Source organism: Pseudarthrobacter sp. B907 (assembly GCF_040137805.1).
GTDB lineage: Bacteria > Actinomycetota > Actinomycetes > Actinomycetales > Micrococcaceae > Arthrobacter.
Window position 1 is genome coordinate 61015 of record NZ_JBEEQE010000020.1, and the last position, 20358, is coordinate 81372.

General features: G+C 68.4%; 17 protein-coding genes and 1 tRNA gene. All 18 read left to right on the forward strand.

The window, feature by feature from the left end; all coding sequences use genetic code 11:
- Window positions 1-27 precede the first annotated feature (27 nt).
- Window positions 28-1623 carry an ABC transporter ATP-binding protein gene (locus ABLI39_RS15520; protein ID WP_349414357.1) on the forward strand — a complete coding sequence of 532 codons (1596 nt, stop codon included), beginning with the start codon at window positions 28-30 and terminating at the stop codon, window positions 1621-1623.
- Window positions 1616-3013, forward strand: a complete 1398-nt coding sequence (locus ABLI39_RS15525; protein ID WP_349414358.1) for an ABC transporter permease — start codon at window positions 1616-1618, stop codon at window positions 3011-3013. Before ABLI39_RS15520 ends, ABLI39_RS15525 begins: the two co-directional genes overlap by 8 nt.
- A complete protein-coding gene (locus ABLI39_RS15530) occupies window positions 3010-4530 on the forward strand; it encodes an ABC transporter permease (RefSeq protein ID WP_349414359.1) in 1521 nt (506 codons plus the stop codon). Before ABLI39_RS15525 ends, ABLI39_RS15530 begins: the two co-directional genes overlap by 4 nt.
- Window positions 4527-4967: a cytidine deaminase gene (locus ABLI39_RS15535; RefSeq protein ID WP_502935238.1), complete on the forward strand. Its 441-nt coding sequence runs from the start codon at window positions 4527-4529 to the stop codon at window positions 4965-4967. Before ABLI39_RS15530 ends, ABLI39_RS15535 begins: the two co-directional genes overlap by 4 nt.
- Window positions 4964-6301, forward strand: a complete 1338-nt coding sequence (locus ABLI39_RS15540; RefSeq protein WP_349414361.1) for a thymidine phosphorylase — start codon at window positions 4964-4966, stop codon at window positions 6299-6301. The genes ABLI39_RS15535 and ABLI39_RS15540 overlap by 4 nt, the downstream gene beginning before the upstream one ends.
- 142 nt (window positions 6302-6443) lie before the next feature.
- A complete protein-coding gene (locus ABLI39_RS15545) occupies window positions 6444-7094 on the forward strand; it encodes a DedA family protein (protein ID WP_349414362.1) in 651 nt (216 codons plus the stop codon).
- A 173-nt stretch (window positions 7095-7267) separates the two neighbouring features.
- Window positions 7268-7957 carry a DedA family protein gene (locus ABLI39_RS15550; RefSeq protein ID WP_349414363.1) on the forward strand — a complete coding sequence of 230 codons (690 nt, stop codon included), beginning with the start codon at window positions 7268-7270 and terminating at the stop codon, window positions 7955-7957.
- Between the two features lie 32 nt (window positions 7958-7989).
- Window positions 7990-9159: an adenosine deaminase gene (locus ABLI39_RS15555; protein WP_349414364.1), complete on the forward strand. Its 1170-nt coding sequence runs from the start codon at window positions 7990-7992 to the stop codon at window positions 9157-9159.
- The gene (locus ABLI39_RS15560; RefSeq protein ID WP_502935239.1) at window positions 9152-9895 is read left to right on the forward strand and encodes a MazG nucleotide pyrophosphohydrolase domain-containing protein; all 744 of its coding nucleotides are present in this window, start codon (window positions 9152-9154) and stop codon (window positions 9893-9895) included. The genes ABLI39_RS15555 and ABLI39_RS15560 overlap by 8 nt, the downstream gene beginning before the upstream one ends.
- Window positions 9896-10023: 128 nt before the next feature.
- On the forward strand, window positions 10024-11304 hold the full coding sequence (eno, locus tag ABLI39_RS15565; RefSeq protein ID WP_349414365.1) for a phosphopyruvate hydratase: 1281 nt from the start codon (window positions 10024-10026) through the stop codon (window positions 11302-11304).
- A 121-nt stretch (window positions 11305-11425) separates the two neighbouring features.
- A complete protein-coding gene (locus ABLI39_RS15570; protein WP_349414366.1) occupies window positions 11426-12124 on the forward strand; it encodes an FtsB family cell division protein in 699 nt (232 codons plus the stop codon).
- A gap of 137 nt (window positions 12125-12261) precedes the next feature.
- A complete protein-coding gene (locus ABLI39_RS15575) occupies window positions 12262-12957 on the forward strand; it encodes a DUF501 domain-containing protein (protein WP_349414376.1) in 696 nt (231 codons plus the stop codon).
- Window positions 12954-13907 carry a Ppx/GppA phosphatase family protein gene (locus ABLI39_RS15580; RefSeq protein WP_349414367.1) on the forward strand — a complete coding sequence of 318 codons (954 nt, stop codon included), beginning with the start codon at window positions 12954-12956 and terminating at the stop codon, window positions 13905-13907. The genes ABLI39_RS15575 and ABLI39_RS15580 overlap by 4 nt, the downstream gene beginning before the upstream one ends.
- 46 nt (window positions 13908-13953) lie before the next feature.
- The gene (locus ABLI39_RS15585; protein WP_349414368.1) at window positions 13954-15333 is read left to right on the forward strand and encodes a S8 family serine peptidase; all 1380 of its coding nucleotides are present in this window, start codon (window positions 13954-13956) and stop codon (window positions 15331-15333) included.
- A 34-nt stretch (window positions 15334-15367) separates the two neighbouring features.
- The gene (locus ABLI39_RS15590; RefSeq protein ID WP_349414369.1) at window positions 15368-16825 is read left to right on the forward strand and encodes an NAD(P)/FAD-dependent oxidoreductase; all 1458 of its coding nucleotides are present in this window, start codon (window positions 15368-15370) and stop codon (window positions 16823-16825) included.
- A 127-nt stretch (window positions 16826-16952) separates the two neighbouring features.
- Window positions 16953-17930, forward strand: coding sequence for an N-acetyltransferase (locus tag ABLI39_RS15595; RefSeq protein WP_349414370.1), 978 nt, complete (start codon window positions 16953-16955; stop codon window positions 17928-17930).
- A 31-nt stretch (window positions 17931-17961) separates the two neighbouring features.
- Window positions 17962-18035: transfer RNA gene (locus ABLI39_RS15600), tRNA-Leu, on the forward strand.
- 430 nt (window positions 18036-18465) lie between these two features.
- The gene (locus tag ABLI39_RS15605; protein WP_349414371.1) at window positions 18466-19815 is read left to right on the forward strand and encodes an ABC transporter substrate-binding protein; all 1350 of its coding nucleotides are present in this window, start codon (window positions 18466-18468) and stop codon (window positions 19813-19815) included.
- Window positions 19816-20358: the final 543 nt, after the last annotated feature.

Below are 20358 nucleotides of genomic sequence, written 5' to 3' on the forward strand. Positions count from 1 at the left end.
CCATACACACAGAGATTGGTTGGGGTTTTGAAACTCGAACTGAAAGGGATCACGAAGCGATTCGGGTCCCTGGTAGCCAATGACCACATCGATTTGGTCGTCGAACCGGGGCAGGTGCACTGCCTGCTGGGAGAAAACGGCGCAGGGAAATCCACCCTGATGAACGTGCTCTACGGCCTGTACGACCCGACCGAGGGCGAAATCTTGGTCGACGACAAGCCGGTCGTCTTCAAGGACCCCGGCGAGGCGATGGCTGCCGGAATCGGCATGGTCCACCAGCACTTCATGCTCATCCCGGTCTTCACCGTGGCCGAGAACGTGGCGTTGGGTAACGAGACCACCAAAGCCGCAGGCCTGCTCAACCTGGAAGCCACGCGCGAGAAGATCCGGCGGATCTCGGACCAGTACGGCTTCGACGTCGACCCCGACGCCATGGTGGAGGACCTGCCCGTCGGCGTCCAGCAACGCGTCGAGATCATCAAGGCCCTGGTTCGCGACGCCGAGGTGCTGATCCTGGACGAACCCACTGCGGTGCTGACGCCGCAGGAGACCGATGAACTCCTCGACATCATCCGGCAGCTGAAGCGGGACGGTAAGTCAATCGTCTTCATCTCCCACAAACTGCGTGAAGTCAAAGCCATTTCGGACACCATCACGGTCATCCGCCGCGGCAAGGTGGTGGGCCAGGCCGACCCCACGGCCTCTCCCACCGAGCTGGCCTCAGCCATGGTGGGCCGCGCCGTGAGCCTGACGCTGGACAAGGCGCCGGCCAAAACCGGTGAGGTGGCCTTCAAAGTCCGCAACCTGACCGTGACTGACCACAACGGCCAGCACGTCGTCGACGACCTGTCCTTCGACATCGCCAAGGGCGAAGTGCTCGCCATCGCCGGCGTGCAGGGCAACGGCCAGACGGAACTGACCGAGGCGATCCTGGGTGTGCAGCCACACGTAGCCGGATCCATCACCCTCAACGGCGAGGAACTGCTGGGCAAGAGCGTCAAGCATGTCCTCGGCGCCGGCGTGGGTTTCGTCCCCGAGGACCGCACCCTCGACGGGCTCGTCGGCACGTTCACGATCTCCGAGAACATGATCCTGGACCTCTACGACAAGGCGCCCTTCGCGCGCGGCGTGGGCATGAAGCCGGGCGTCATTGCGGAGAACGCCGCCAAGAAGGTGGAGGAATTCGACGTCCGCACCCCCTCCGTGTCGGCCGCAGTGGGCACCCTGTCCGGCGGCAACCAGCAGAAGGTCGTCCTGGCCCGCGAGCTATCGCGTCCGCTGCGTTTGTTTATCGCTTCGCAGCCCACCCGCGGCCTCGACGTCGGCTCGATTGAGTTTGTGCACAAGCGCGTCATCGCCGAACGTGACCACGGCACGCCCGTCATGATCGTCTCCACCGAACTGGACGAAGTGATGCAGTTGGCCGACCGGATCGCGGTGCTCTACCGTGGACGGCTGGTGGGGATCGTACCCGCCACCACGTCCCGCGACGTGCTTGGCCTGATGATGGCCGGCGTCCCGGCCGCAGATGCCGAAGCCAGCGCCTCCGCGCACGCCCCCAGCGGCACGACGACGGCGGCGGCATCGGAGCCTGCCGGCCACGAAGGAGAATCCCATGTCTGAGAAGACAACCCCCGAGCCGCTGGCTCCGGGCACCCACGACACGGCCGAGCCCGCGGAAACCCCGGTACCCGGCGGCACCAGCCCCGAGGCTGTGGCCTCCGACGTCGTCCTTGACACCGCCGGCGGCCAGATGCCGCCGTCCGCCGTTCCGGCAGCGACCCAGCGCCGCGGCCGGGACCGGGACGGTGACGGCGGGTCCGTGCTGCACCAGATTTTCACCGGCAACGCCATGGTGTCCGCGCTCTCCGTGCTGCTGGCCATCGTGCTCGGCGGCATCCTGATGGCCGTGACCAACCCCAAGGTCGCTGCCGCTGCCGGCTACTTCTTCGCGCAGCCCGGGGACCTCCTGACCGAAGTTATCCGTCCGTACACCGCGCTGGTGCAGGGTTCCATCTTCAACTGGGCCGGCGCCGACCTCGGCGCGCAGCTGTACCCGATCACCGAGACCCTCACCGTCGCCACCCCCCTGATCTGCGCCGGGCTCGGCGTCGCCCTGGCGTTCCGCGCCGGCCTGTTCAACATCGGTGCGCAGGGGCAGATCGTCTTCGGCGCGCTCTTCGGCGCCTACGCCGGCTTTGCCTGGCACCTGCCGATCGGCCTGCACCTGTTGGTTGTCATCGTGGCCGGCCTGGTCGGGGGCGCGGTCTGGGGCGGCGTCGTCGGGCTGCTGAAGGCACGCACCGGGGCGCATGAGGTAATCGTGACGATCATGCTCAACTACATCGCCAACTTCCTCCTGCTGTTCCTGCTCACCACCCCGGCCTTCCAGCGCAAGGGTTCCACCAACCCGATCTCCCCGTTCCTGGACTCCACCGCGTTGTTCCCCGAACTGCTCGGACCGCAGTTCCGGCTGCACGCTGGTTTCCTCGCCGCGATCGTGGCCACCGTCTTCGTCTGGTGGCTGCTGGACCGCTCCACGATCGGTTTCGAGTTCCGCGCCGTCGGCGCGAACCCCAACGCGGCCCGCACCGCGGGCATCAACGTCGCCCGCAGCACCATCCTGGTGATGGCGATCGCCGGTGCGCTCGCAGGCCTGGCCGGTGTGGCCCAGGTGTCCGGCACGGAAAAGTACCTGTCCGGCGGCGTCGCCGCCTCGATAGGTTTTGACGCCATCACGGTCGCGCTGCTGGGACGCTCGACGCCGTGGGGAACCTTCTTCGCGGGCCTGCTGTTCGGCGCCTTCCGCGCCGGCGGCGTGGCCATGCAGGCCCAGACGCAGACACCGATCGACATTGTGCTCGTCATCCAATCCCTCATCGTGCTGTTCATCGCAGCACCGCCGCTGGTTCGTGCGATATTCGGACTCAATCCCCGTAAGAAGAGGAAGACCACCACGAGTGGGACTGCCGGTTCGCGTACCGGCGGCGTTAAGAGCGGAGCGGCAGCATGAGCGCCACAACACAATCTCCCGCCAGCAAGCAGCCGCGCCCCGGAAGGGGGACCGACACCGCTCCCGGCGACGGCCCGACCGGCACGCCGGCACGCGCAGCCGAACTGGTGAACTGGAAAGCCGGCATCGGGCTGGGCCTGCTGGCCGTCCTCGGCACCGTCCTGTTCGGATTCCTCGCCAACACCAAATCGGCAGGGTTCCGGATCGCCGAGGCCCGAGACCCCAACGCCTCCTCCGCGGCGGCATGGATCACCCTGGCCGTGGCGCTGGCGGCCGCCGCCTACGTCGGCTACCGCTGGATCAGCCAGCGGCGGGACGGCGGGGGAGTGGACCGTTGGATTCCCGCGACCACCATCGCGGCCATCGTCGTTCTGGGCCTCGCCGCCCTGGGTGTCGCCCGGGTGGAGAAGATCACCGTGCCCTCGATGGCGCTGGGCTGGATTTGCTCCGTGCTGCTGCTGGCCCTCGCCGGATACGCCTGCTTCCTGACTGTGCAGCGCAGGCGCACCCCGGGATGGTTGGGCGGAACCTTCGCAGTGGTCTTCCTGGTCGGGTTCATGATCTGGATCGTTGCCGGCGGCCGTGACCCCGAGCCCTCCATTTCCCTCGGCGGCCTCATGGCCGGTGCCGTGACTCTCGCCGTGCCCCTGGTGTTCGGCTCGCTGTCCGGTGTGCTCTGTGAGCGGGCCGGGGTGGTCAACATCGCCATCGAGGGCCAGCTCCTGCTCGGCGCCTTCTCCGCCGCTGTCGTGGCCACCGTGACCGGCAACGTCTATCTGGGGCTCATCTCGGCGGCCGTCGCCGGCGCCCTCGTGTCCCTGGTCCTCGCCGTGGTGAGCATCAAATACCTCGTCAACCAGATCATCGTCGGCGTGGTGCTCAACGTCCTGATCAGCGGGCTCACCAGCTTCCTGTTCTCCACCCTGCTCACGGCGGACCCCGAGCACCTGAACAAGCCCGGCCGGCTGCAGGCAGTCGATATCCCGTTCCTCGCCGACATTCCCATCATCGGACCCATCCTGTTCCGCCAGTCGCTGGTCGGCTACCTCATGTACGTGGCCGTTATCGTGGTCTACGTCGGGCTGTTCCACACCAAGTGGGGCCTGCGGGTGCGTGCCGTCGGCGAACACCCCCAGGCTGCGGACACGGTCGGCATCAACGTCAACCGGACACGTTTCATCAACGTCCTCATGGGCGGCGCCATCGCCGGAATCGGCGGTTCGTTCTTCACCCTGGTGTCGGTGGACGCGTTCAGCAAGGACATGTCCGGCGGTCGAGGGTACATCGCCCTTGCCGCGATGATCTTCGGGCGCTGGAATCCCATTGGGGCGTTCCTGGCGGCGCTGCTGTTCGGCTTCGCCGACAACCTTCAGAGCATTATCACCATCATCGGCTCGCCCGTGCCCAGCCAGTTCATGGCGATGCTGCCCTACGCACTGACCGTCATCGCGGTGGCCGGTTTGGTGGGACGGTCCAGGCCGCCCGCGGCCGACGGCATACCGTACGTCAAGGGGTGACGAAGGTGACCGACACCCCCGACGGCGCTGCGGCGAACACCGCCGCCGTCGACTGGGCCGCACTCGAGGTAGCGGCCCTTGCGGCGATGCAGAACGCCTACGCGCCGTATTCGAAGTTCGCGGTGGGGGCAGCCGCCCTCACCGCGGACGGCCGGATCGTCAGCGGCTGCAACGTCGAAAACGCCAGCTACGGACTCACGTTGTGTGCCGAGTGCGCACTCGTCGGCAACCTGCACATGACCGGCGGCGGCCTGCTGCGCGCCTTCTACTGCGTCGACGCGCACGGCAACGTGCTGATGCCGTGCGGCCGGTGCCGGCAACTGCTCTACGAATTCCGGGCCCCGGACATGGAGCTCATGACCACACAGGGCATCAAGACGATGGACCAGGTGCTCCCCGACGCATTTGGCCCCCAACACCTGGAGGAAACCCGGTGACCCAGAACACCAGCAACACTGCTTCCGATAACGCCAACGCGTTCGACGCCGTCGACATCATCCGCATCAAGCGGGACAAGGGAGTCCTCAGCCCCGCCCAGATCGACTGGACCATCGACGCCTACACCCGCGGCGCCATCGCCGACGAACAGATGGCCGCCCTGAACATGGCCATCCTGCTCAACGGCATGGACCGCGCCGAGATTTCACGCTGGACCGCGGCGATGATCAACTCCGGCGAACGGATGGACTTCTCCAGCCTGCGCCGGCCCGACGGCGGCGTGAAGGCCACGTCCGACAAACACTCCACCGGAGGCGTGGGGGACAAGATCACCCTGCCGCTGGCGCCGCTCGTGGCGGTCTTCGGCGTCGCCGTGCCGCAGCTCTCCGGCCGCGGCCTCGGCCACACCGGCGGCACCCTGGACAAGCTCGAGGCCATCCCGGGCTGGCGGGCGGACCTCAGCAACGAGGAAATGATGGCCCAGCTGCAGGACGTCGGCGCGGTCATCTGCGCCGCCGGCGCCGGACTGGCCCCGGCGGACAAGAAGCTCTACGCCCTGCGCGACGTGACCGGCACGGTCGAGGCCATCCCGCTGATCGCCTCCTCGATCATGAGCAAAAAGATCGCCGAAGGCACCGGGTCGCTGGTCCTGGACGTCAAGGTGGGCAGCGGCGCGTTTATGAAGGACGAGGCGCGCGCCCGCGAACTGGCCGAGACCATGGTGGCCCTGGGCAAGGACGCCGGCGTCAACACGGTGGCGCTGCTGACCAACATGAACACCCCGCTGGGCCTCACCGCGGGCAACGCGATCGAGGTCGAGGAATCCGTGGAGGTCCTCGCCGGTGGCGGCCCGGAGGACGTAGTCGAGCTCACCGTGCGCCTGGCCGAGGAAATGCTGGCCTGCGCCGGGGTCCGCGACGCCGACCCGCGCGCCGCGCTCAAGGACGGCCGGGCCATGGACGTCTGGAACCGGATGATCGAGGCCCAGGGCGGGGACCCGCGCGCCGCGCTGCCGGTCGCCAAGGAATCCGAGACCATCTACGCGCAGGCCGACGGCGTGCTGGTAGAACTCGACGCGATGGCCGTCGGCGTCGCCGCCTGGCGCCTCGGCGCCGGACGGGCGCGCAAGGAGGACCAGGTCCAGGCCGGGGCCGGGGTGCGGATGCACGCCAAACCGGGCGCCACGGTCCGCGCCGGTGAACCGCTGATGACCCTGCTGACGGACACCCCGGAAAAGTTCGAACGTTCCAAGGAAGCGCTCGAGCACGCCGCGGTAATCGCGCCGGAAGGCTCCCGCCCGGCGCAGCAGCTCATCATCGACCGCATCGCCTAGGGCCCTGGTTGCCCTATCACTTATGGCTGCTTTGCCCCGGGTTTAGCCGCCACAAGTGATAGGGCAACGGACTGCGCCCGGGCAGTACACTGGCACCACAGAATTCCGGGAGAAACCGGGTACCGCCGTGCGTTAGGAAACTGTGCAGGCAATCAACGACTTCATCCTGGCAGCAGCGGGCCAACCGTGGGTGCTGTTCCTGGTGTTCGCCTGCTGTGTGATCGACGGTTTCTTCCCGCCGGTTCCCAGCGAGTCGGTGGTGGTCGGCCTGGCCGCCGTCGCCGCGACCGCCGATGTGCCCAACCCGCTCCTGCTGATCGTCGTGGCGGCCACCGGCGCGTTCTGCGGGGACAACATCGCCTACTTGATCGGGCGGGCCACCGGAACCTCGCGCTGGAAGTGGATGCGCGGGCACCGGACGCAGCGGGCCTTCACCTGGGCGGGCCGCGAGCTCCGGAAGCGCCCTGCCTCGCTCATCATGGTGGCGCGGTTTGTCCCGATCGGCCGCGTGGCCGTGAACCTGACCGCCGGCGCCACGCACTACGCGCACTCCCATTTCGTCGGGCTGACGGTGCTCTCCGCGGCGCTGTGGTCCGGCTATTCGGTGGCCGTCGGGCTGTTCTTCGGCCAATGGTTCGAAGACAACCACCTGCTGGGCGCCACCATTGCGATCATCTGCGCCATTGTGCTGGGCATCGGAATCGACGTCGCGCTCAGCCGGCTGCGCGGCAGCCTGCCGGAGGAACCGGTCCTGGACGAGGCGGAGCAGCCCGCCCCGCCGGCCGACGGCTAGGACGCCGGCGGTGCCACCGCGGGAAACATTGGCGCCGGCGCGTAGCGCAAGGTGCCCCGACCATGGGACACTGGGGTGCGATTCACGTCACGTCGGTGCCGTAGGCCCGCCAGTGCCAGCCAGTCCATTCCGGGTACGTCCCGACCCTTTCAGTTTCTAGGAGCACAGCCCGCGTGGAGTTCATTAATGAGGCCGTGCTCCATGCAGCCGGCCAGTGGTGGATTTACCCCCTCCTGCTGCTCTTTTTCTTCATCGACGGCTTCGCCATGGTGGTTCCCAGCGAGACGCTGATCGTCGCCCTCGCCGCGTACTCCCGGCACAGCGGGCAGCCCAACCTCTGGCTCCTAGGCCTCACGGCGCTGCTTGGTGCCATCGCCGGGGACAATATGGCGTACCTGCTCGGCCGCAAGATCGGCCTCGAGAGGTTCCGCTGGATGCGCAAGCCCAAGGTGCAGCGGGCCTTCGGCTGGGCGCGCTATGAGCTTGAGAAACGCGGCGCCGTGCTGATCTTCACCGCCCGCTACATCCCCTGGGGCCGCGTGGCCGTCAACTACGTCGCCGGCACCACAGGATTCCCGCACCGCAGGTTCTTTGTGCTGGATGCCTTTGCCTGCTTCACCTGGGTGATCTACTCCATCGGGATCGGCATCCTGGCCAGTTCCTTCCCCTGGCTGCACCACAACCCGCTCCTGAGCGCCGCGATCGCCGTCGTCTTCGCGATTGTCCTCGGCATCGCCGTTGACCACGTGCTGCGCTGGTGGCACAAACGGCTCGGCCGGCACGACGAGCCGGCGGACGACGACGCCGCGGCCCTGGACGCCGCGGACGACGACGCCGCGGCGACCGACGCCTCCCGCAAGTAGCGCCCGGCGCCGTCCCACCCTATGGTGGGAACGTGACTGAGACTATTCCTGACGCTGCCCCTGACCTCGAATTCGACCTGAAGGGCCTCCCCAAGGTTTCCCTTCATGACCACCTGGACGGCGGACTGCGTCCGGCAACCATCATTGAACTCGCCGAAAAAGTCGGCCACACGCTGCCGTCCACCGACCCGGTCGCGCTGGGGGAGTGGTTCCGCGAATCCGCCGACTCCGGCTCGCTGGTGCGCTACCTGGAGACCTTCGACCACACCATCGCCGTGATGCAGACCAAGGACGGACTGTTCCGCGTCGCCAAGGAATTCGTCGAGGACCTCGCGGACGACGGGGTCGTCTACGGCGAAGTGCGCTGGGCACCGGAGCAGCACCTGCAGCAGGGCCTGTCCCTGGACGAGGTTGTGGAGGCCGTCCAGGCAGGCCTGGACGCCGGCGTCGACGCCGTCGCCGAGACCGGCCGGGAAATCCAGGTCGGCCAGCTGATCACCGCGATGCGCCACGCGGACCGCGGCCAGGAGATCGCCGAACTCGCCGTGCGCCACCGCTACAAGGGCGCCGTCGGCTTCGACATCGCCGGCGCCGAGGACGGTTTCCTGCCCTCCCGCTTCAAGGACGCCTTCACCTACCTCGCCCAGCACAACTTCCCGGCCACCATCCACGCCGGCGAGGCAGCAGGCCTGGAGAGCATCCAGTCCGCCCTGGTCGACGGCCGGGCACTGCGCCTGGGCCACGGGGTGCGGATCGCCGAGGACGTCACGGTCGAGTTCGAGGAAGCCGACCCCGCGGACGCTGCCGTCGACCCGGAGAGCGACGAAGTCGATGACAACATCGGCCTCGTGACCCTCGGCGAGCTCGCCAGCTGGGTCCGGGACCGCGGCATCGCGCTGGAAATCTGCCCGTCCTCCAACCTGCAGACCGGCGCGATCTCCGGCTTCGGCGAGGGCATCGAGAGCCACCCGGTGGACATGCTCTACCAGCTCGGCTTCAACGTCACGATCAACACGGACAACCGGCTGATGAGCGGCGTGAGCCTCACGGACGAGTTCGAACTGCTCGTGGAGACCTTCGACTACGACCTGGACGACCTGCTCGAGCTGACCCTGAACGCCGCCGAAGCCGCGTTCCTGCCGCTGGAGGAGAAGGAAGCCCTGGTCGAGTACATCAACGAGGCCTACGCCGACCTTGGCTAAGGACCCCGACGCCACGGACGCGCAGCTCGGCGGACTGCTGCAAACCATCGCCGAGCTGCGTGTCCACTGCCCCTGGATGGGCGCCCTGACCCACGAATCCCTCGTGGAATACCTCCTCGAAGAGGCCCACGAGGTGGCCGAAACCATCGAGGCCGACGGCGTCGACGCCGAACTGCAGGCCGAACTCGGCGACGTCCTGCTCCAGGTGGTGCTCCATGCCCGGCTCGCCGAGGAGCGCGGCGCCTTCGCCTTCGACGACGTCGCCCGCGGCCTGCGCGAGAAGATGATCCGGCGCAATCCGCACGTCTTCCGCCCCGACGGGTCCCTGCAGGACACTTTCCCGGCCACGGTCGAGGAGATCGTGCTGAAGTGGGACGCCGTCAAACGGGCGGAAAAGCCCGGCCGGGACCACGCCTTCGACGGCGTCCCCGCCGCGCTGCCGGCCCTGGCCCGCGCGCAGAAGCTGCTGGACCGCGCGGAACGTGCCGGACTGCCCGTCACCACCGGGTCCTTGCCGGCGCCCGGCGCCACCTCCGCGCCCGGCGTCACCTCCGCACCCGCCGCACCCGCCCCCGCCACCGAACAGGAGCTCGGCGAGCTGCTGTTCGGCATCGTCGCCGCGGCCCGCCGCGACGGCCTGGATGCCGAACGGGCGCTGCGCGCGGCCAACCGCCGCTTCCAGGACACACCCCCGGGCGGCACGGGCTCTCCGGGCCAGCGTCCGGAGGCTGGATAGCTTTCCGTAACTTTTCCCACTCTCGACTAGGCTAGAGGCGACGAGGACGTCGGTTTTCGGCTTGATCCACCGCTAGATTCCCAGCAGTCAGATTCCCAGCAGATCGCTTCACCCAAAGGAGCATATTCATGGCGCTTATCGATGCCATCCACGCCCGCGAGATCCTCGATTCCCGCGGCAACCCCACCGTAGAAGTTGAAGTCCTGCTCTCCGACGGCCAGATCGGCCGCGCAGCAGTCCCCTCCGGCGCCTCCACCGGCGAACACGAGGCCGTAGAGCTCCGCGACGGAGACAAGGGCCGTTACCTCGGCAAGGGCGTCCAGAAGGCCGTCGACGCCGTCATCGACCAGATCGCCCCCGCGCTGATCGGCTTCGACGCTACCGACCAGCGCAGCATCGACCAGTCGATGATCGACCTGGACGGCACCGCCAACAAGAGCAAGCTTGGCGCCAACGCGATCCTCGGCGTCTCGCTCGCCGTCGCCAACGCAGCCGCCGCCTCCGCCGACCTGCCGCTGTACAAGTACCTGGGCGGCCCGAACGCGCACGTCCTGCCGGTGCCGCTGATGAACATCCTCAACGGCGGATCGCACGCCGACTCCGACGTCGACATCCAGGAATTCATGGTGGTCCCGCTCGGCGCCGAGACGTTCTCCGAGGGCCTGCGCTGGGGCGTTGAGGTCTATCACGCGCTCAAGGCCGTGCTGCAGTCCAAGGGCCTGGCCACCGGCCTGGGCGACGAGGGCGGCTTCGCCCCGAACCTGCCGTCCAACCGCGCGGCCCTGGACCTGATCCAGGAAGCCATCAAGAACGCCGGCTACACCCCCGGCAAGGACATCGCCCTGGCCCTGGACGTCGCGTCCTCCGAGTTCTTCAAGGACGGCGCCTACCAGTTCGAAGGCAAGACCCTCAGCTCCGCCGAGATGAGCGCCTACTACGCCGAACTGGTGGCCGACTACCCGCTGGTCTCGATCGAAGACCCGCTGGACGAGAACGACTGGGAGGGCTGGAAGACCCTCACGGACACGATCGGCGACAAGGTCCAGATCGTGGGCGATGACCTGTTCGTGACGAACCCGGAGCGCCTGCAGACCGGCATCGATTCGCAGACCGCCAACTCGCTGCTGGTAAAGGTGAACCAGATCGGTTCGCTGACCGAGACGCTCGACGCCGTGTCCCTCGCCCAGCGCGCGGGTTACACGACCATCACCTCGCACCGCTCCGGCGAAACCGAGGACACCACCATCGCCGACATCTCGGTGGCCACCAACGCCGGCCAGATCAAGACCGGCGCCCCGGCCCGCTCGGAGCGCGTCGCCAAGTACAACCAGCTGCTGCGCATCGAAGAGGAACTCGACGACGCCGCACGCTACGCCGGCCGGAGCGCGTTCCCGCGTTTCAAAGGCTAGTACCCGCTAAATCCCGGAACCGGTGGCTATGGTGGAATGACCATGGCCGCCGGTTCTGTTTTGGCCGGTCCTTTCCTGGCCGGTTTCTGGCCCTGTTTTGTGGCCTGTTTGGAGGAGTGACATGGCAACCCGCCGTCCCAAGGTTCCCCGGGCCGCCGCTGCGGCTCCGGCGTCCCAGCCCGCCGGCCGGGCGGAAACCGACGGCGCCGACGTCATCCGGGCCGATTTCGGCGGGACACGGCAGGGCTCCGCACCCGGCGCCGCTGCCCGTCCCCACCCCAAATCCCAGCCAAACAGTGCATCCGACGGCGGCGGCCGCGCCCCCGCCGGGGCGGCGGCCGGTGCGGCCAGGGCCGCCGCGGGCCGTGCGGCCACGGCCACCGCGGCGGACCGGTCCGCGGACTCCGCCGCAGCGGAAGACTCCGATCCGGTCCCGGCCAAGGCCTTCTCCGGCCGCATGCTGGCCCTGGGCCTGGTGATGATCGCGATCACCATCCTGCTGGCGCCGTCGGTCAAGATCTTCCTCGAAAAGCGCGCCGAAATCGCGGAACTCGAAGCCGACATCTCGGCCAAACAGGCGAAGCAGACAGACCTCAAGCGCCAGGTCTCGCGCTGGCAGGACCCCAACTACGTGAAGCAGCAGGCCCGCGACCGCATTAACATGGTTATGCCCGGCGAAACCGGCTACTGGGTTTTCGGCAGCGATCTTCCTGCCGGAACGTCCGGTGCCGGTACCGCGCCAGGCACAGCCACAGACCCCGCCAACCTGCCGTGGGTGGATTCCCTCTGGGAGTCCATCAGGCGTTCGGCAACAGACTAGGAGCGGCGCCCGCCGCCGATTACCGCAGGCCGGTGATCCCAACAGGGCAGGAAGGTGCCGCGCCAGTGGACGAGAACCGAGTGGACACCCCCCGGGCAGGGGACCCCGCCGAAACGGCCCCGGCCGCGGCGTCCGAGATCGCAGGACAGCCGCGCCGGCCATCGGCCCGCGACCTGGACGTCCTCAGCCGCCAGCTCGGCCGGCCGGTGCGCGACGTCGTCGAAATCCCCGCCCGCTGCGTCTGCGGCAACCCGCTCGTGGCGGCCACCTCGCCGCGGCTCAGCAACGGCACGCCGTTCCCCACCACGTTCTACCTCACCCACCCGGTCATCACCTCCGCCGTGTCACGGCTGGAAGCTGCCGGGCTGATGAACGAAATGAACGACCGGCTCGGCGCCGATCCCGCCCTGGCGGCGGGCTACCGTGCCGCGCACGAGGCCTACCTGCAGTCCCGCGCCGACATCGGGGCCCGGTCCGGCATCGGCTCCGTGCCCGAGATCGACGGGGTCTCCGCCGGCGGCATGCCCACCCGCGTCAAGTGCCTGCACGTCCTGGTGGGGCACTCCCTCGCGGCCGGGCCCGGCGTCAACCCGCTCGGCGACGAGGCCATCGCCGACATCAGCCAGTGGTGGACACGGGAGCGCTGCTACTGCGACGGCGCCTGGGACACCGGGGGAGAGGCCCCCTCCCAGGACCTGAGCCGCCACGGCCCACAGGGACTTCCGGACATCGTCGGCCGGCCCGCCCCGGTCCGCAAGGCCCGCGCGGAGTCCACCGACGCGGACCCAGACGCCGGCGCAGCCGCCGACGCAGGCGCCGGAGCCGGCCAGTGACCCGCGTGGCCGCGATCGACTGCGGCACCAACTCCATCCGCCTGCTGATCGCCGACGCGGCGGACGCCGGCGGCACCACCCCCCGGCTCACCGACGTCGTGCGGGAAATGCGCGTGGTCCGGCTCGGCCAGGGCGTCGACGCCACCGGCGAATTCGCCCAGGAGGCGCTGGAACGCACCCTCGAGGCGACCCGCGACTATGCCGAGCTGATCCGCCGCCACGGCGCCACGAAGATCCGCTTCGTGGCCACCTCCGCCACCCGGGACGCCCGCAACCGGCAGGTCTTCACCGACGGCGTCCGCGAGCTGCTCGGCGTCGAACCCGAAGTGATCAGCGGCGACGAGGAGGCCGCCCTCTCGTTCGCCGGTGCCAGCAGCGTCCTGCCCTCGCGCGGCAAGGACCCGGTCCTCGTCGTGGACCTCGGCGGCGGCAGCACCGAATTCGTGCTCGGCGACGCCGACGGCGTTATCGCCGCCAAATCGGTCGACGTCGGCTGCGTCCGGATGACCGAACGCCACTTGGTCGGCGACCCGCCCACCGCCGCGCAGATCGCCGCCGCGGAAGCCGACGTCGACGCCGCCATCAGCCACGCGGCGCTGACGGTCCCGCTGGAGCGCGCCACCGCGGTGATCGGCGTGGCGGGATCGGTCACCACCATCACCGCCCACGCGCTGAAGCTGGCCGAGTACTCCCCGGCGGCCATCCACGGCACGGAACTGGACCTGGCCACCGCCCGGGAGGCGTGCACGTCACTGCTGGAAATGGCACGGGAGGACCGCGCGGCCCTGCCGTACATGCATCCCGGACGCGTGGACGTCATCGGCGCCGGCGGCCTCGTCTGGCGCCGGGTGCTGGAACGGATGGCGGACGCCACCGACGGCCGGATCACGTCGGCCGTCAGCAGCGAACACGATATTCTTGACGGGATCGCCCTTAGCATCCTGCCGTGAGCATCAGCCAGCTTTTGCGCCCGGACAGACCGCCGATTGGACTCGAATGACCAGAGCAACAGCCCGGCACCGCCGGACCGCCTCCGCGTTAATGGCCCTGGTCCTTGCCGGCGGCAGCACCGCGGGAGCGCTGTCGGGTGCCCCGGCGGCCCACGCCGATGCCACCCGGGATAAGGAATACTGGCTGGCCGAATCCGGCATCACCAAGGCCTGGGAAGTCTCCAAGGGCGCCAACGTCAAAGTCGCCGTGATCGACAGCGGCATCGACGGCAAGCACCCGGACCTCAAGGGCGTGCTGGCCGGGGGAGTGGACGTCTCCGGCGCGGGGGCCGCCGACGGCCAGAAGAGCATCGGGGCCAAGCCCGAGCACGGCACGCTCGTCGCCACGATGCTGGCCGGCCGGGGCCACCAGCCTGCGGCCGCCAGCGCCAGCCCCAGTCCAACGCCCGGCACGGGCGTTGGCCCCGACGGGATCGTGGGTGTGGCCCCCGAAGCGCAGATCCTTTCCGTGTCCACCTGGCTGGGATCGGCCAACCCGGGCGGCAAGAGCGACCAGGACCAGATTCCCGCGGCGGTCCGCTGGGCCGTGGACAACGGCGCGCGCGTCATCAACATCTCGCTCGGCAGCACCGCCCCGGAATGGCCGCAAAGCTGGGATGCGGCGTTCCTCTACGCCGAGCAGAAGGATGTGGTGATCGTCGCCGCCGCCGGAAACCGCGTGGGCGGAAACATCCAGGTGGGGGCCCCGGCCACGATCCCGGGTGTGCTGACGGTGGCCGGCCTGGACCGCAAGGGCGTCGCCAGCATCGACTCGTCTTCCCAGGGCATCAGCATCGGCGTCGCCGCCCCGGCCGAGAACCTCGTTGGCGGTATGCCCGGCGGAGGCTACGCCGAGTGGGCGGGAACCTCGGGCGCCACCCCGGTTGTGGCCGGGGTCGCGGCCCTGATCCGGTCCAAGTGGCCGGACATGCCGGCGAGCCAGGTCATCAACCGGATCGTCAGCACGGCGAAGGACGCAGGACTGCCGGGCAAGGACCCGCTTTACGGCTTCGGCGTACTCAACGCCGAGGCTGCCCTGAAGGCCGATGTCCCGGAGAGCGCGGTCAACCCGCTGGGGTCGATCTCGGACTGGATCCGCGTCCACCGCAGGGGCAATCCGGTGAGTTCCGGGCCCGCTGCGCAGCCCAGCCCCTCCAGCGCGGCGCCGACGCTTCCCGAGGCGACCGTTCCGGCCGCGCAGGCTCCGTCGCCTGCCGACAGTGCCGTCCCGGCGATGGTGGTGCTCGGCTTCGGCGGGCTCTTTGTCTGCATCATCGCCGCGGCCGCCATCCAGCTCCGGAGGGCTGTCCGCAGCCCGGCGGACAGGCCCGCCGGGCCGGAAACGAGCGCGCTGGATTCCGTGGATTCCGGCACCCCGGCGAGTTAGTGAAGTTTTTCACAAACTACGGTATTCTGGACGCATGGCATCCACCCCTCAGCTCCAGGACCGTCCCAGGGTACTCGTCGTCGGCGGCGGGTACGTCGGCCTGTACGTAGCCCTCAAACTGCAGAAGAAGATCGCGAACGCCGGTGGCATCGTCACCGTCGTCGATCCGCTGCCCTACATGACCTACCAGCCCTTCCTCCCGGAGGTGGCCGGCGGCAACATCGAGGCACGCCACGCCGTCGTCTCGCACCGCCAGCACCTCAAACAGACCGAGCTGATCCAGGGCCGCGTCACCTCGATCGACCACGCCAACCGCACGGCCGTGGTGGCACCGGCCGACGGCGGCGAGAACTTCGAGATTCCCTACTTCGACGTCGTGCTGGCCGCCGGTGCGATCACCCGCACGTTCCCGATCAAGGGTCTCGCGGAGAAGGGCATCGGCCTGAAGACCATCGAGGAAGCCGTTGCCCTGCGCAACGGTGTCCTGGAGCGCATCGAAACCGGTTCGCTCATGACCGACCCGGTCGAACGCGCCCGCGCCCTGACCTTCGTCGTCGTCGGCGGCGGCTTCGCCGGCATCGAATGCATCACCGAAATGGAGGACCTGGCCCGCGCCGCGGTTAAGAACAACCCGCGCGTCAAGCAGGAGGAAGTCCGCTTCGTCCTGGTCGAGGCCATGGGCCGGATCATGCCCGAGGTCACCGCCAAGCAGGCCGAATGGGTTGTCGAGCACCTGCGCAGCCGCGGCATCGAGGTGCTGCTGAACACCTCGCTGGACAACGCCGAGGGCTCGCTGAAGCTCATCAACCTCCCGGACAAGACGCCCGCGCAGGAATTCGAATCGGACACCCTCGTCTGGACTGCCGGCGTGCAGGCCAACCCGATGGTCCGCTCCACCGACTTCCCGCTCGAGCCCCGCGGCCGCGTCCGCGTCCTCCCCGACCTCCGTATTTCCGGCGACGAAGGCATCATCGAGAACGCCTGGGCCGCCGGCGACATCGCCGCCGTGCCGGACCTCACCGGCAGCGGCCTGCCCGACGGCACCTGCGTCCCGAACGCCCAGCACGCGCTGCGCCAGGCCAAGCGCCTGGCCAAGAACCTCTGGGCCTCCCGCTGGGAGAAGGAGCTCAAGGACTACAAGCACAAGAACCTGGGCGCAGTCGCCGGCTTCGGCGAATGGAAGGGTGTCGCCAACATCAACCTCATCGGCCGGATCGGGCTCAAGGGCCCGCTGGCCTGGCTGGCGCACCGCGGCTACCACGGCCTGGCCATGCCGACCGTGGAGCGCAAGGTCCGCGTGATCTTTGGCTGGATCCTCGCCTTCTTTATGGGTCGTGACACCACCCAGCTGATGGACCTGGACAACCCGCGCGGCGCTTTCGTGTCAGCGGCGACGCCGGCTCCGAAGCCCGCCGCCGCGCCGACGGCTCCGGCGGCCGACAAGCCTGCCGAGGCACCTGCCAAGGAGACTGTTGTGGCCGACTCCAAGTAGTCGCCAGCAGCCCGACGACGGCGGCCGTTCCCTTCCGGGGGACGGCCGCCGTCGTCGTTGGTGCCGCTGCCGTTGGTGCGGGGCCGGATTTGGCCGGCGGCCGGGGAGCCCCGCCTAGACTTGGCCCATGACTCCTGCCGAGAAGGACCTGCACACGCTGCTCGCGACCATGAAGCCGGTAATCCGCGAGGGCGAGTATGTCTACGCCCTCTGGCAGCACGGCAAACCGCTGGCCGGCCACATTGCGGCCGCCGTGCGCGAAGCCGAGGGCCTGACGGTGGTCCTGCCGCACGAGGACGCCGATGCCCTGGGCCTGCAGTACGACTTCGTGGCCGCCTGGATCACCCTGCAGGTGCATTCCTCGCTCGAGGCCCTGGGGCTGACCGCCGCCGTCAGCGCGGCCCTGACGGAAGCCAAGATCAGCTGCAACGTCCTCGCCGGCTTCCACCATGACCACCTGCTGGTTCCCGTGGCCGACGCCGAACGCGCGCTTGAGGTCCTGCACGAGCTCTCCGCGGCCAGCCGCACCGCGAACGGCGGCGGCCAGCAGTCAGCGCCCACCCTCCTGCTCCGCACCGAGGAGCCGGAGGACCGGCAGGCCATCCTGGCCCTCACCGCGGCGGCGTTCGCCATCTCGCCCGTCACGGGTCTGCCGGTCGAAGGGGAACCGGGGGAGGTGGACCTGCTGAGGCGGCTCTTCGAATGCCGGGAGTACCTGCCCGAGTTCAGCATCGTGGCGGAGCTCGACGGCGAGATCGTAGGCCATGTGATCAGCACCCGGGGCCGGGCGGGGGAGCTGGAACTGCTGGGGCTCGGCCCGATCGGGGTGGCCCCGCGGCTCCAGCGCCACGGAATCGGATCGGCGCTGATGAAGGAGACCATCGACCGGGCAAACGCGGCGGGGGAGCGGGGCATCGCCCTGCTGGGCAGCCCGGAGTACTATGCACGGTTCGGCTTTGTGCCCTCCACCTCCCTCGGCGTGCAGCCCCCGGACTCTGCCTGGGGCGAGCACTTCCAGCTGCTGCCGCTGGCCCTCTGGCCCGGCGGCGTCAGCGGAGCGTTCCGCTACGCCGAGCCCTTCAACGGCCCGCCTGCGGCCTCCTAGCAGCCCTGCGCCGGGATACCATTGACCGGGCGCCCCAGTAGCCCAATTGGCAGAGGCAGCGGACTTAAAATCCGCGTGTTGTGGGTTCGAGTCCCACCTGGGGCACAAGATCAGCAGTCCCGCTTCACCGGGCGCTTTTGACTTGCGCATTTTCGCAACATATGTTTGTGCAGTTCCTCCATATCCCCCCAACGGCAGGGGAACACCAAAAGACGCCCCCGCACCGTGAGTCGCAATGACCGGTGCGGGGGCGTTTTTCGCTGTTTGCGGGGGCGTCGTGCGCGGCCGTGGGGTCCGTGGGGAAGGCCGTGGAGCCCGTGGCGGTGGCGGTAGGCGGCGTCGGCCTAGGGGCCGTCCTGAGGCGGCCTGCGGGCCCCGCTCATTGGCCTGATTCCCCCTAGGCAACGAGTGTTATAAGGATGTGACCGTAGTCACTTATCTTCGCGCGGAAATTGCACTAGCTTGAATCTAAATCAGGAACACCTGATCTTTCGCGTCAAAGGCCGTTCGCACCTTTCGATCGAGGAGATTTTCTATGACTTCACTCCCCCAGGTGGCGCCGCGCATCGCTAAGCTCACAGCGCTTAGCCTCGGCGTCGCCCTTCTGGCTACGGCTTGTGGCGGTTCGTCCACACCGTCGTCAACCGGTTCTGCTACAGCCCAGGCAGCAGGCATCGCATGCCCGGCCCCGAGTGCAACCGGCGGGGCCACCACCGCGGCTGGCGCCGGCGGCGCCGTGCCCCCTTCCTCGACCACCACCGAGACCCCGCTCAAGCTCGGCTCCCTGCTGCCGACCACCGGCTCCCTCGCCTTCCTCGGCCCGCCCGAAATCGCGGGTGTCAACCTTGGCATCAAGGAGATCAACGACGCCGGCGGCGTCCTGGGCAAGCCCGTCGAGGTGATCCACCGCGACTCGGGCGATACCAAGACGGACATCGCCACCCAATCCACGTCTGCGCTCCTGGGCCAGGGCGTCAGCGCCATCATCGGTGCCGCCTCCTCGGGCGTCTCCAAGACCGTGATCAACCAGATCACCGGCGCCGGCGTGATTCAGTTCTCGCCCGCCAACACCTCGCCGGACTTCACCGCCTGGGACGACAAGGGCCTCTACTGGCGCACCGCCCCCTCGGACGTCCTGCAGGGCAAGGTCCTCGGCAACTACATGACCACCTGTGGCGCCCAGACCGTCGGCATGATCGTACTGAATGACGCATACGGCACCGGCCTGGCCAAGAACGTGCAGGCGGCGGTTGAAGCAGCCGGCGGCAAGGTTGTGGCGCAGGAACTCTTCAACGAAGGCGACTCACAGTTCTCCAGCCAGGTGGACAAGGTCCTCGCGGCCAAGCCCGATGCCATCGCCCTGATCACCTTCGACCAGGCCAAGAGCATCGTGCCGCTGATGACGGGCAAGGGCATCAAGCCCACCCAGATCTTCATGGTGGACGGCAACATGTCCGACTACAGCAAGGACTTCAAGCCCGGCACCCTCAAGGGCGCCCAGGGCACCATCCCGGGTACCTTCGCCAAGGATGACTTCAAGAAGAAGCTCCTCGCGATTGATCCCGCGCTCAAGGATTACAGCTACGCAGGCGAGTCCTACGACGCCGTGAACCTGATCGCACTGGCCGCCGAAGCGGCCAAGAGCACCAAGGGCGTGGACATCGCCAAGCAGCTCAAGGCGGTCTCCGAAGGCGGCGAGAAGTGCAACAACTTCGCTTCCTGCGTCACCCTGCTCCGCAACGGCAAGGACATCGACTACGACGGCCAGTCCGGCCCCGTAACGTTCTCCGACGCCGGGGACCCGACGGAGGCCTACATTGGCATCTACGAGTTCCAGGATGACAACACCTACAAGCCCGTCAAGGAAGAATTCGGCAAGCTCTAACACCGGATTCCACCCAGACACACAAAAGACCCCCGTCCTCCCGGACGGGGTCTTTTGTGTATTCGGAGTATGTAGGGGAGTGGCGGCGGAGGACGCGACCGGGCCCCGGCGTCACGCAGCGCAGACTTCCAACCAGCCCCGTCCACCGCGACCCCGACAAACCGGCCTAACCCGGCGGGCGCAGGCCCAACACTCTGCGCCACGTGACATCGCCGACGGGAACGGGCCGGTGTCGTCGGGCTGGCCGTCGGCCGCCGCGGGGCTGCGGAAGCGGAGTTGCGCTACGGGATCGGACGAGGGCTTCCCGGCTCCGGGGTGCGTCGGTCCGGAATCGGTGCGGAAACGTGGCAGGGTGTGCCGTGGTGGCCGGGCCGGCGTCGGGGCCAGGCGGTGGCCACGTGTGCTGCGAATTGGAAATGCGCTGCGGAAACGGATAAGCGCTACGGGATCGGACGAAGGCTACCCGGCTCCGGAACTTGTCAACCTCCTTGAGACAGACCCGCTAGTTCGTGGGTTCGTTTCTTGGGGTCGTTAATCCAGCTT